Source organism: Acinetobacter sp. ANC_7635 (assembly GCF_056779945.1).
Genome location: NZ_JBWYIS010000012.1, coordinates 31293 through 44498 on the forward strand (window position 1 = coordinate 31293; position 13206 = coordinate 44498).

The 13206-nt window shown below is 38.8% G+C and carries 12 protein-coding genes and 1 tRNA gene; 6 read left to right on the forward strand and 7 right to left on the reverse strand.

Annotated elements, in window-relative coordinates:
- The first annotated feature begins 9 nt into the window (after positions 1-9).
- From mreC to AC1M89_RS12125, 5 genes are all read left to right on the forward strand, one after another.
- Positions 10-867 (forward strand): rod shape-determining protein MreC, encoded by an 858-nt coding sequence (gene mreC / locus AC1M89_RS12105; protein ID WP_035269796.1) that lies wholly within the window; start codon positions 10-12, stop codon positions 865-867.
- The gene (gene mreD, locus AC1M89_RS12110) at positions 854-1348 is read left to right on the forward strand and encodes a rod shape-determining protein MreD (protein ID WP_481591637.1); all 495 of its coding nucleotides are present in this window, start codon (positions 854-856) and stop codon (positions 1346-1348) included. Before mreC ends, mreD begins: the two co-directional genes overlap by 14 nt.
- The gene (locus AC1M89_RS12115; protein ID WP_035269801.1) at positions 1336-1902 is read left to right on the forward strand and encodes a Maf family nucleotide pyrophosphatase; all 567 of its coding nucleotides are present in this window, start codon (positions 1336-1338) and stop codon (positions 1900-1902) included. The genes mreD and AC1M89_RS12115 overlap by 13 nt, the downstream gene beginning before the upstream one ends.
- A 51-nt stretch (positions 1903-1953) precedes the next feature.
- Positions 1954-3408 (forward strand): ribonuclease G, encoded by a 1455-nt coding sequence (gene rng, locus AC1M89_RS12120; protein ID WP_035269804.1) that lies wholly within the window; start codon positions 1954-1956, stop codon positions 3406-3408.
- A gap of 136 nt (positions 3409-3544) precedes the next feature.
- Positions 3545-3712, forward strand: a complete 168-nt coding sequence (locus AC1M89_RS12125; protein WP_171076802.1) for a PA1571 family protein — start codon at positions 3545-3547, stop codon at positions 3710-3712.
- A 52-nt stretch (positions 3713-3764) separates the two neighbouring features.
- On the opposite strand, the gene AC1M89_RS12130 is transcribed toward AC1M89_RS12125, so the two are convergent.
- The gene (locus AC1M89_RS12130) at positions 3765-5219 is read right to left on the reverse strand and encodes a WS/DGAT/MGAT family O-acyltransferase (RefSeq protein ID WP_481587254.1); all 1455 of its coding nucleotides are present in this window, start codon (positions 5217-5219) and stop codon (positions 3765-3767) included.
- A gap of 166 nt (positions 5220-5385) precedes the next feature.
- Positions 5386-6120, reverse strand: coding sequence for a phosphoadenylyl-sulfate reductase (locus AC1M89_RS12135; RefSeq protein ID WP_035269807.1), 735 nt, complete (start codon positions 6118-6120; stop codon positions 5386-5388).
- A 198-nt stretch (positions 6121-6318) separates the two neighbouring features.
- Here AC1M89_RS12135 and thrH point away from each other — a divergent pair, with 198 nt between their 5' ends.
- The gene (thrH, locus tag AC1M89_RS12140; protein WP_035269809.1) at positions 6319-6936 is read left to right on the forward strand and encodes a bifunctional phosphoserine phosphatase/homoserine phosphotransferase ThrH; all 618 of its coding nucleotides are present in this window, start codon (positions 6319-6321) and stop codon (positions 6934-6936) included.
- Positions 6937-6987: 51 nt separating this feature from the next.
- Here thrH and AC1M89_RS12145 read toward each other — a convergent pair whose 3' ends face one another.
- The 5 genes from AC1M89_RS12145 to AC1M89_RS12165 form a co-directional block, all read right to left on the reverse strand.
- Positions 6988-8175 carry an OmpP1/FadL family transporter gene (locus tag AC1M89_RS12145; RefSeq protein WP_481614262.1) on the reverse strand — a complete coding sequence of 396 codons (1188 nt, stop codon included), beginning with the start codon at positions 8173-8175 and terminating at the stop codon, positions 6988-6990.
- 296 nt (positions 8176-8471) lie between these two features.
- Positions 8472-9845 (reverse strand): OmpP1/FadL family transporter, encoded by a 1374-nt coding sequence (locus AC1M89_RS12150; RefSeq protein WP_481614263.1) that lies wholly within the window; start codon positions 9843-9845, stop codon positions 8472-8474.
- Between the two features lie 335 nt (positions 9846-10180).
- Positions 10181-11470 (reverse strand): OmpP1/FadL family transporter, encoded by a 1290-nt coding sequence (locus AC1M89_RS12155; RefSeq protein WP_481614264.1) that lies wholly within the window; start codon positions 11468-11470, stop codon positions 10181-10183.
- Positions 11471-11688: 218 nt separating this feature from the next.
- Positions 11689-11764 (reverse strand) — tRNA-Arg (locus AC1M89_RS12160).
- A gap of 72 nt (positions 11765-11836) precedes the next feature.
- Positions 11837-13186, reverse strand: coding sequence for an amino acid permease (locus AC1M89_RS12165; RefSeq protein WP_180028093.1), 1350 nt, complete (start codon positions 13184-13186; stop codon positions 11837-11839).
- Between the last annotated feature and the right edge of the window lie 20 nt (positions 13187-13206).

The window sequence follows — 13206 nt, forward strand, 5'->3', positions numbered from 1 at the left end:
GACGAGGCGGTGCAACCGAATCTGTTTTCAAGACAACCGCCATCTTTTCGCTCTTTCATCATTGCAGTCATCGTGTGTTTGTTCGTGTTAATGTTTAATTGGCGTGCTCCACACTTGATTCAACCAGCAAGAGATGTCTTGTACGCGGCATACAATCCCATTTATGCCATTGCAAGTTATCCCGTTTTATCGAAAGAATGGCTCAGTCAACAAACCAAGTCTGAAGCGCAATTGCGTCGTGAGAATACTGCGATGCAGGCAGAGCTGCTTCAGGCTCAGGTTCGCCTTCAAAAACTCTCAGAACTCTCCGCTGAAAATACGCGCTTACGTGGATTATTGGATACGCCTTTGATCATTGACGGTCGTATGGAAATCTCTGAGGTGATCGGCACAGATGCTGATCCATTACGTCATATCATTATCATTAACCGCGGTGCTGCGAGCCAACTGCGTGTCGGGCAAACGGTGTTGGATGATAACGGTATCATGGGGCAGATCATCAATGTTTATCCGCACAGTAGCCGTGTCATGTTATTGTCTGATAAAGAACACTCCCTATCAGTACGTCTTGAAAACTCTGGCATGCGTGCCATTGTGTCAGGCACTGGTGATTTAGGTCGTCTGAAAATGGAATATGTACCGACCAGCGCTAACGTCAAAGTCGGGGACAAGGTGTATAGTTCAGGTTTAGGACAACATTTTCCTGCGGGTTATTTGGTCGGAACAGTGTCCAAAGTTAAGCGTGAAAATACCGGTGAGTTTGCGCAGATAGACGTGAAACCTGCAGCTCAGTTGGCCGGTGGACACCATGTAGTGGTACTGTTCTCAGACTCATTAGCCATGGAGCAACCTCATGCTCAGCGCTAAAAAAATATCATCAGTTAAAACACGTGATCCACTATGGATCATCGTGCTTTCAATCATTATTGGTTCAGTCTTGGTGGTGTATCCGCTGTCTTATTCATTGGCAGGATGGCGACCGCTGATCATGCTGATGATTACGATGTATTGGATCTTGCTTCAACCGACATGGTGTGGTGTTTGGTTTGCTTTTGCAGTCGGATTATTTACCGATTTACTGCTTGATGCACCCCTTGGATTACATGCGTTAAGCTTCGTTTTACTAACATTTAGCATCCGTTGGTTTGTGCGTGAACGCCGTTTAATGACGTTTGGAAATACTTGGGCAATCGCTAGTGTTGCTATATTGGCACATTTGATTTACGTCCTTTTTGCACAAATTATTTCCGATATGCAATTTTCGATAACTCGTCATTGGCAGCCACTAATGAGCAGTATTTTAACTTGGCCCATCTTGTATTATTTGCTTAGAAAATGGCGAATTTAATCCTGGCGTCGAGCTCGCCTCGGCGTAAAGAACTGCTTGCACAGCTTGGACTTAAATTTGATATTTTTAGTCCAGAAATCGATGAGTCTGTACATGATGGTGAGCAAGCACATGATTATGTTCGACGTTTGGCAGAACAAAAAGCTCAGGTTGTTTTAGCACAATTTCCAGATGCGGTGGTCATTGCTGCAGATACAAGCCTCAGTTTAGATGGGCAAATTATTGGCAAACCTGACTCGAAGCAACATGCGTTTGAAATTTGGCAATCCTTGTCAGGACGTCAGCATGAAGTTCTCAGTGGCCTTTGTGTGGCTTCACAACATAAAACAATAAGTACGGTAGTGAGCACAAAGGTTGATTTTCAATCACTCAGTCATCATGATATGGAAGAATATTGGTCAACTGGGGAACCTGTAGGAAAAGCAGGGGCTTACGCAATACAAGGAATCGCCGCAAAGTTTGTTCCTCGTATTGAAGGTAGCTACACCAATGTGGTGGGTTTGCCTTTACATGAAACATCACAGTTACTGAATCAAATATTGAAAAGTGGTTAAGGCACTAAATTAACCTTTTAAAAAATTTTTATAATGTTTTGAGTGTTTTTTATGTCTGACGAGTTGTTGATTAACGTCACCCCAATGGAGTGTCGGGTGGCGTTAGTTGAAAATGGGACGGTCAACGAACTATTTGTTGAACGCAACGCTAAACGTGGTTTAGTCGGGAATATTTATAAAGCCAAAGTTGTACGTGTATTGCCTGGTATGCAAGCGGCATTTGTAGACATTGGCTTATCTCGTACTGCTTTTTTACATATCAATGACATGATTTGGCCTCGTAATCAACCGACGCCAAATGTCTTTGATCTTCTGCAACCAGGTCAGATTCTGACAGTGCAGGTCATGAAAGATATGTTAGGCACGAAAGGTGCGCGTTTAAGTACTGATCTTTCCATTCCTTCTCGCTATTTGGTGATGATGCCTTATGGACATCATACTGGCGTGTCTCAGCGAATCGAATCAGAAGAAGAGCGTGATCGTTTACGTTCGATCATTGAGCGTATTCAAGCTGAACATAAGTTACCCGGTTCTGTCATTGTACGAACTGCAGCAGAGGGGATCGAAGAAGCCGCTATTGCGCAAGATATGGCGTATTTGGCAAAACTTTGGGAATTTATTCAACGTAAACAAAAAAGTGTCGTGGTGCCATCACTTATCTTTGAAGAGCTACCACTTCCTCAACGTATCATCCGTGATCTGGCAAATGAAGATACGGTAAAAATTCAAGTCGATTCAAGAGAAGTGTTTGGCAAGCTACAAGAGTTCGTGGCTGAGTTTGTACCAAATATGGTTGATCGTCTGAAACATTATCCTGGTGAGTGTCCGATATTCGACTTATACAATGTTGAAACAGATATTCAAAAAGCACTGCAAACACGTGTTGCATTAAAGTCTGGTGGTTATCTCATGATTGATCAGACAGAAGCCATGACCACTATTGACGTCAATACAGGCTCATATGTAGGTGGACGCTCTCTTGAGGACACCGTCTTTAAGACCAACATGGAAGCGACACAAGTCATTGTGCGTCAACTCAGACTGCGCAACTTAGGTGGAATTATCATTATTGACTTTATTGATATGCAAGAGGCCTCACACCGTGATGAAGTGCTTAAGCAATTTGAAAAAGTCTTAGAACGTGACCATGCAAAAACTAAAATCACCCAAGTGTCTGAGCTTGGCTTGGTAGAAATGACGCGTAAACGGACGCGTGAATCACTTGAGCATTTGTTATGTGAGTCTTGTCCGACGTGTCAGGGACGTGGTTATGTGAAAAGTGCCGAGACTGTTTGTTACGAAATCTTTCGAGAGATCTTAAGATATGCTCGAGATTTTGAGTCTCAGACTGACTTTACTGTCGTTGCGCATCCATCGGTTGTGGATCGATTATTAACCGTAGAAGCTGCGGCCGTCTCTGATTTAGAGCATTTTGTGAAACGTGTCATTAAGTTCCAAGTCGAAAATTTATACACGCAAGAGCAATACGATATCATTTTGAACTGAAATTGTAACAGAATATCGTTAAACACTTGTTACAACTGAGATTTTACATTCGATCTCGATTTCTCAATACTTAAGAAATCAAATCGAATAGCCAAAGACAGCGATGTTGTCTTAGCAAAGTGAGGTCAAAGTGGGTATGAATTTAACGGAACAATTAGCGGGTAGCCATCGTCAAATTGTGGATTCAAACAAAAGCGCTTGCTTGATGCTCAACGATCAAGGTCAAGAAGTTCGAGTTACACAAGCGATGGTCGTTTCGCTCTGTCAGCAATTAATCAAGCAGTGTCGTAATATTAAAAATTAAGGGGCCTTTTTAAAGCCCCTTAATTTTTTTGTGAATATCGAAATATACAGCCTTAAGCTGGTTTTTCATTTGCAATTTCTATATCCGCTACTACTTGTTTCTTTGCTGCACTACGCTTAGTAGCCTTTTTCATAATCTGCGGTTTGTCATCTTCAGGTAGACCCACAATTTTTTCAAATCGTTGAATCTCATCTTCTAAATGGGTCAATAAATTTTGCATCTTAGGCAAAGCATTTCGACATGCGGTTAAACCGACTTCTAATTTATCCATATAACTGGTCATTGTGATATTCAACGCTTGACCATCAAGTACGATAGAAGCAGGGTAAAGTGCGTCCAAACGTGCTCCGTTCCAATATAGCGGCTCTTTAGGTCCTGGTACGTTAGAAATAACGAGGTTAAATGCCTGACGTTTAGGTGCTAAACCAGAGATGATATTTAAACCTGCAGGACCATATACGAAGGCACTATAGTTGAGAATCTGATCTGAAGTCATGCGTTTGAATTTTTGTTTCGCATTCATTACGCTACGACGAATAAGATCGAGTCGCTCTAATGGATCGGCTTTATGTGTCGCTAAGTTCGCCAGAATCATCGTAATACGATTTGACATGTCTGAATCATCCGTACGAACGGAGACAGGAACCATAGCGATTAATGGTTTCTCAGGTAAAGCACTTTGACTGATTAAGTATTCACGCAAAGCACCAGAGCAAATCGCGAGAACAATATCGTTAATGGTCACACCCAATGATTTTGAAATATGGTTGAGGCGCTTAAACTCATATGACTGAGCAGCGAAACGACGCGATGAGCTGACTTTTTGATTCAGAATACTACTTGGGGCTTGGAAACTGGATACATAGTCCGGATTACGTCCCATATCTTTAAAGACAGTTTCAGACAGCACTTTGAATACACCTGGTGTAGACTGCACTTGACCTTTCAAATTAGACAAGATTTGTTTTGCACGGCTTACTTTAGGTGTTTTAAGTCGCTTAGCACGCGGACCTTCGACACACCATGGCGGAACGATACTTCTTGCATTTGGATCATGAGAGAGTGATTTTTCAATTAAACGCATGCCTGCAATACCATCGACCATCCCATGATGTATTTTGAAATACATGGCGAAACGATTGCCTTCAATGCCCTCAATGATATGACACATCCATAATGGCTTAGCTCGATCAATTAATGAACTGTGCTCTTGGGAAATGTAGGTGAGTAGCTCACGAATACGACCAGGATGTGGTAGAGCAATATGTCTGAAGTGATGATCAAGATCGAATTCAGTGTCTGTGTCCCAAAACAGTCCGTTTAATTTATTATTAAACGGTGGAATTGGGATAGATTTTGAGTTGCGAATATCTGCCACTAAATCTTGAATAAAGGTTGGTGGTGCATCTTCTGGAATTTCAAATAAAAATAATCCGCCAACATGCATGGGCTGTTGTCTTTTTTCCAAAGATAAGAAAATAAAATCAAGCGGGTGTAATGGGCGCATAGTCTAGGTTTGCCTCACTGCAAATTTCTAAAATTGTTTTTTAGAATTATCAATCCAAGAGATCAGTATAGACGTATTTGTTGGAGGGGGCATAAATTTTTTTAATGAATGGTCAGTACAAAAAAGCCACTTTAAATCAGTGGCTTAAAACTTTGTGAGACAGTTTTTACTTTTTTAAATTACCTGAATGTAAACCACATTCTTTATGCGTTGCTTCTTCCCACCACCAACGACCTTCACGCTCGTGCTGATTTGGAAGTACTGGACGCGTGCATGGTTCACATCCAATTGAAATAAAACCTTTTTCATGCAATGGATTATATGGAATTTCCATCATGCGAATATAATTCCAAACGTCAGCACTCGTCCAATTCGCCAAAGGGTTGTATTTAATGAGTTGTTTACCTTCACCTGAAAAACCTAGATCAGCTTGAATGACTGGAATTTCAGTACGTGTACCCGGACTTTGATCTTTACGTTGACCCGTGATCCAACCATCAAGTGTTGCTAACTTTTTACGAAGAGGTTGAACCTTACGGATACCACAACACTCTTTATGATCATCTTGATAAAAGCTAAACAGTCCTTTTTCGTTGACTAGATTCTGAACAGCTTCAGCTTCCGGGAAACATATTTCAATGTTGATATTATAGTGCTTACGAACAGTCTCAATAAATTGATAAGTTTCTGAATGCAAGCGACCTGTATCTAGACTAAACACGCGAAAAGGTTTACCTAAATTTGCAGCCATATCAATCAATACAACATCTTCAGCACCTGAAAATGAAATGGCAATTTCACCTGTTTGATTTAAAGCTAAGGCTATAATTTCCGAAGGGGATTTATCTTCATACTCTGATGCAAGTGCATCAATTAAATCTATGCTTGGAATGGTAGTCATGAGAATCCTGGCGATATAGGCTTGGAAACAACAAGTCCTATATTAAAATATTTGATGTATATTTTAGTTGAATTCAGAGATTTATCTTATGAAATAAAAATAAATACTTATGAATAAAATAGATTTAAAAAATTACATCGATATTCAACAATCTTCGGCTATGATATTGCAAATTTTATTAATGCTGAGGGCAGTATCATGGAAATCGTTTGTCTAGATCTTGAAGGCGTTTTGGTTCCTGAAATTTGGATTAATTTTGCAAAAAAAACAGGAATTAAAGAGCTTGAAGCAACAACTCGAGATATTCCAGACTACGATGTGCTCATGACTCAGCGTTTAAATATTCTTAAACAGCATGGTTTAGGTTTAAATGACATTCAAGCTGTTATTGCAGATATGGGACCGTTTGAAGGCGCTAAGGAGTTTGTCGAGTGGGTACGTACTCATTTCCAACTCATCATTTTATCAGACACATTCTATGAATTTGCTCATCCATTGATGAAGCAGTTAGGTTGGCCTACGATTTTCTGTCACAAATTAGAAACTGACGAAAATGGTATGATTACAAATTATAAACTACGTCAACCTGATCAAAAACGTAAAGCAGTGCAAGCTTTACACGGTTTAAATTTCCGTGTAATTGCTGCAGGCGACTCGTATAACGATACTACGATGCTCGGTGAAGCAGATCAAGGTTTCTTATTTGATGCGCCGGATAATGTAATTGCAGAATTCCCACAATTTCCTGCGATTAATGGTTATGCTGCATTGAAAGAAGCGATCCGCAACGCTTCTGTACGTGATATTCCAGCCTAAGTTATTACTTTGAAAAAAGGACGCTTTAGCGTCCTTTTTTTATAACAATTGTTAGAATCGATACCCGATTTTCATGCCATAACCTAATGCATAATTGTTGCTGAATTCTCCAACATTTATGCCACCCGTTTGAGCAGTTGCATCGCCTAACCAGAAATATTTAACACCAGCTTGAATAAAGCTTTGCTGTGATGGGTTGAATTGACCACCTAAGCCTACACTCCAATAACCTTCAGTTGGACCTAAAGTGGTTACAGGGTTTCCAGCTCCAGAGTCATAGCCTACAGTTGTGGTTGTTGCCCATTGATCATTAAATTTATGTGCAACACCTAAGGTTGCAGAGTACTGATCATCAGAATACGAAATGAGGTCCTGTCCAACTAATCCAAGTAATTTAGGTGTAACCGTAAATTGATCCCAATGAACCCAACGCAGGTTAGCAAACGCCAAAGTGTTTGTTGCAATTCCAGACTGTAAATCAATATTTACAGATTGTGGAGTAACTGCTTCAGTTACTGCAGCGATCTTATCTAATCTATTAAACTCAGGCTTTTTTAATGCATCGGCGTAAAGTGGAAGGAGCGAGGTTTCATTCGACTGAGCTTTGTGTTTAATCTCAGAGCGATAAGTGATAGATGCTTTTAATGCAATTTTTGGAATTTGGTATGCAGTACCTGCAATCCAGCCGTAAGCTTCTTTTTGGTCTACATGGATGTTATAGCCATTTAAGACTTGGTATGCACTACCTTTTAAATTGATATCAGCTTCAACTGTTTGCCATACTGGACCAGCATAAAAATTCCAATTTTCAGTGGGTTGATAACCAATGAGTGCAGTTAAATTTTGTGTCTTAACTTCAACTGATGTACCACTTAAACTATTGCCAAATGATTGATTTTTAGCATCGTATAATGCATCTGCACCAAAAGGCTGATCGTAAATTAAACCTAAAGAAACTTGGTCAGTAACCTGTAGTTTAAGAGCAGTGTTTACAAAATAATAATCACTGCCCATATCTGTAATTTTTTCGCCTGTTAAATCCTGACCAGTGATTTTATTAATCACTGTGGAAGAACCTTTAACGGTGGGATCTAAAACAGAAATGCCAGCTTCTGCATAATTACCTGATTGGAGAAATGCTGAAATCGACTGACCTGAACGATCTAATCCTGCGGCGTAAATTGAAGTTAATGGGAGCGTAGATAATAAGACTGAGTATGAAAGTACTTTAAATTTCATGATGTTCATCCATGAATGCCATATGGCGAAAAAATTGCATGAAAAATAACATAAATAAAAAAAGAGTAAATACTCGGAAGTGATTGAAATATAATCAAATTTATATTGCTTTATTATCAAGTTATGAGATTAAATAATTATGTCCATGTTTTTAAAAAGTATTATTGAGCAAAAAAGGAATTGTAGTTTGAGTCGTTTTCTTATTTTAAATGATGATATAACAGACAATTAATTTATACTTGTATAAAAATAAAAAAAGACCACAATCATGTGGTCTTTTTTTTATTGACGAATGATTAGAATTTATAGCCGATTTTAAGTCCATAAGCTAAAGCGTCATTGTCTTCAAACTTGCCTGCTGCACTATGTGCACCTGTCTGAGCATCAGCATCACCTAGCCAGAAGTATTTAACACCACCTGCAATAAACGTAGCTGGAGTAGGGCTATATTGAAGACCTAAACCTACGTTCCAATAACCTTCTGTTGGTCCAAGTGTCGTTACAGGATTGCCTGCACCAGAGTCCCATCCAACAGATACATTACCAGCCCATTGCTCGTTAAATTTACGACCTACACCTGTTGTTACAGACCATTGATCTTTAGAATAATCAACTAGGTTAAATCCATTAGGTTTGCCAGGGATAAGTCCGGCACTACCAAGTGCATCAGCCAATTGACCGAAGTTATTAGGCTTAATTGAGAAACTAGACCAATCCACCCAACGTATGTTTGCAAATGCTACGGTGTTCGCCATAATGCCACTTTGTAGATCTAAGTTGACAGATTGTGGAGTAGTAACATTTGTAGATCCAGGTTTGAAGCCAGCACCTAAAGCACCGATTGCTCCTTGTAGGCTACGTGCTTGTCGATCATCGATTTGTCCAAGTGCAGTCAAAGTTGTAATGAGGTTAATCAATTGAGGAGCATTTGCTGGATTTGCTAATGCGGTTGCAGCAGGAATACTTTCATTTACTTCAACGTCATGACTAATTTCAGATCTATATGTTAAAGAGGCTTTTAAAGCGATTTCAGGAATTTGATAAGCTGCACCGACTAACCAACCGAAGTCGCCGTCTTCTTTAATATCAGCATCGTATCCATTAAAGATACTATACGTCGATCCTCTTAATTTTACATTTCCTTTAACAGTTTGATAAACAGCTCCGCCATAGAAATTAAAATTTTCGTTAGGTTGGAAGCCGATAATAGCGGAAATATTTTGTGTATCTACTTCGACTGATGTGCCACCTGTTACACCAGTATTTAAACCTACACCTATAGGAGCACTTGCTGGCTTTTCACCAAGGTAAACTGGGAGTGCACCTAAAATGGTATCAGAACCTTGTGTGGTAAAATTATTGTTACCTTTATATGCTGCATCAGCACCGAAAGGCTGGTCATAAATCAAACCAAATGAAATTTTATCGGTCGCTTGAATTTTTAATGCTGCAGAAGGAAAGTAGTAATCACCAGCCATATCACCAGTGTAATTACCAGATAAGTCTTTACCAGAGACAGATGGATCTAAAATTGAGATGCCAGCTTCGAAGTAATTTCCTGGTTGAAGGAATGATGAAATAGATTGTCCAGAACGATCTAATGCAGCAGCAAAAGTGCCTGATGATGCTAAACCGAATAATACAGCAGCTGATAATTTTGTTAATTTCACTTGAATTTTCCCTGATCTTCTTCAATGAATTATTTTGTATTTTCCAATTGAATTGAGGATTAGTTATCTTAAACTGATCCTAAATCTTATGTTCACAAAATAACACATTAAGAATCAGAGTAAATACTCTAAGGAAATAAATTTATAATTGAATTTTAATTCTGATAAAAATAATAGGAATTTTATTTTTATATAAATTATTGAATTTATGAGTTATTTAATTTTGAATGACACTATCTTATCGTTAATACATAAATGAACTATACAGTCAGTCAATGGCATTCATGATTAAAAAAAAAAGAGCACTTAAGTGCTCTTCATAAAATGAATAGAGTTTAGAAACGATAACCCATTTTTAGGCCATATGCCCAAGCATCGTTGTCTTCAAATTTGCCGACTGGTCGACCAGCTGATCGGCCATCAGCATCTCCTAATATGAAATATTTTACGCCACCACCGATAAAGGTTGCAGGGGTAGGGCTAAACTGAGCACTTAAACCAAAATTCCAATAACCTTCTGTAGGGCCAAGTGCGGTAACAGGATTGCCAGCACCTGAGTCCCAGCCAGCAGAAATAGCACCGCTCCATTTTTCATTAATTTTACGCCCAACACCAACTGTGGCAGACCATTGATCTTTATCATATTCTATAATGTATTGAGGAGTGCCTGTTAAGCCTGCAGAGAGATTTCTAAATTGCTCGATATCAATTTTCATGCCGCCCCATTCAACCCAGCGCACATTCGCAAAAGCGACTGTATTGGCCATGATACCTGTTTGGAAATCTAAATTAACAGATTGTGGTGTAGATATTTTAGTATCTTTTGATGGCAGGTTTGGCTCTAATAAACCTGCCGCATCAAGCTGATTCAAGCCAGCAACAAGTTGAGCTTGTTCACGAGTAACTGTAGTACCTGGGATTGGTTGTAATTCATTAACTCCTAATAAATCCATTGTACTTAATAAGGTACTAGCTAAAGGGGCTAAAAGCTGTACACTAGGACTATTGTATAGATTTATTATTCCGTTTAATGATTCTTTAGTTTCTAATTCGTGATCAATTTCAGAGCGATAAGTAATTGATAGCTTTAAGGCGATCTCTGGGATTTGAAAAGCGAAACCAGCTAACCAGCCATACCCCTCGTCCCGTTTAAAATTAGCTTGATAGTTTTCAAGACTTGATAGTGTTAGATTGCCTCTCACATCTTGATAGACGCCCCCAGCATAAAAATTTAACTGCTCATTTGGTTGAAAACCAACTATGGCAGAAATATTATTCGAATTAACTTTTACATTGGTACCTGTATATTTGCCTCCATCAGTATAGTCTGCTGCAGCCCCGAATGGTTGATCGTAAAGTAAACCAAATGAGAAATTTTCATTCAGTTGTAATTTTAAAGCTGCGCTTGGGAAGTAGTAATCTTCAGCCATATCTGAAACTCTATCTCCATCTGTTGTAATACCTCCAACTGAAGGGTCAATAATGGAGATACCAGCTTCAAAGTAGTTATTTGGTTGTAAAAATGCTCCTATCGATTGACCTGAGCGATCCATAGCGGCTGCATAAGCCCCAGAAATCGGTAATAAAGCAAATAATACAGATGCACTGATGGTTTTTAATTTCATGTTATCTATCCTTAGATAATGTGAATTTTTAATTTAATAGAATTTTTTTAGTTATTTCCTTAAGAGCTGATAAATAAACGATTTATGCTAAAATGTTTATTTTTTACTCTACAAACAACATATCATAAAGGTAATGAGATGCAACAAAAATTTGACTGAAATGACATTATTTTTTTTATTTTGGGTCAATTTGTTGATAAGTGTATTAAACTCAAAAATGGTGCGCCCTGCGGGACTCGAACCCACGCCGGTCACTTAGGAGGCAACTGCTCTATCCAGTTAAGCTAAGGACGCATGCTAATCTGATCAAATAAACTTTTGAAAAAAAGTTATTGCTTAACAATAACTTTTTTTTAATGAATATTACTATTTTCGGTAAAGTAATTTAAATAATACCAACATCAGGATAATCCAGATCGGAATCATGATCACAGCACCGCTTAAGCCCTGAGTCCACATGATGTAAAGCACGACAAGAATAAACCCAAGAACTAAATAGTTACTCGCTGGTGACCATAAAGCAGGAAATTTAGAAGTGGTATTCGACTGTTTCATCGCTTGCTTAAATTTCAAGTGAGTCAAAGCAATCATCGCCCAGTTAAGTACTAGAGCACCAACGACAATATAAATTAAATTACTTAAAGCATCTTCAGGTGCAAAATAGTTTAATAAAACACATCCGAAAATTAACACTGCTGACAACAATACCGCAGGAACAGGTACTCCTTGTTTATTGGTTTTTTCAAAAATTTTAGGGGCATTACCTTGTTTTGCTAAACCAAAAAGCATACGGCTATTCGCGTACATTCCACTGTTATATACCGATAGCGCAGCAGTCAAAATAATAAAGTTGAGCAGGTGAGCAGCCCAATCAATACCCAGTTGACTGAAGATCATTACGAATGGACTTTTATCTAGACCACCAAGTTGCAGTTGATTCCATGGAACTAAAGAAAGAAGAATTGTAAGCGACCCAACATAGAAAATCAGAATACGGAAAACAACTTGATTAATTGCTTTAGGAATCGTTTTCTCTGGATTTTCAGCCTCAGCTGCCGCCATACCAATCAGTTCAATACCACCAAAGGCGAACATCAGGAATGCCAACATGAAGAATAAACCTTCGAATCCATGAGGGAAGAAACCACCGTGAGTCCAAAGATTACTGAATGATGCAGTAGAGTCAGATCCTGCTGTAAACAACAAGAATAGACCGAAGATAATCATCGACACGACAGCTGCTACTTTAATAATAGACAGCCAAAACTCTGATTCTCCATAAAATTTAACATTACAGAGGTTAACTAAGGTAATGATAATAAAGAAGAAAAGAACTGATGACCAAGCAGGAATGTGAGGCCACCAATAGTTAATATATTTTGCAACAGCTGTTAATTCGGTCATCGCGACCAAAATATAAAGAATCCAATAGTTCCAACCTGCTAGGAATCCAGGAAACTTACCCCAATATTTATTTGCAAAATGACTAAATGATCCTGCAACAGGTTCATGAACAATCATTTCGCCTAATTGGCGCATAATTAAAAAAGCGATTAAACCACCAATTGCATAACCCAAAATAATAGATGGGCCGGCAGATTGGATCACGTGTGCGGAACCTAAAAATAAGCCTGTACCAATTGCACCACCCATAGCGATTAATTGGATATGACGATTCTTTAAGCCACGCTGAAGTTGTGAAGACTTGTTATTCAAAGTATTCAGCCCGACGATTG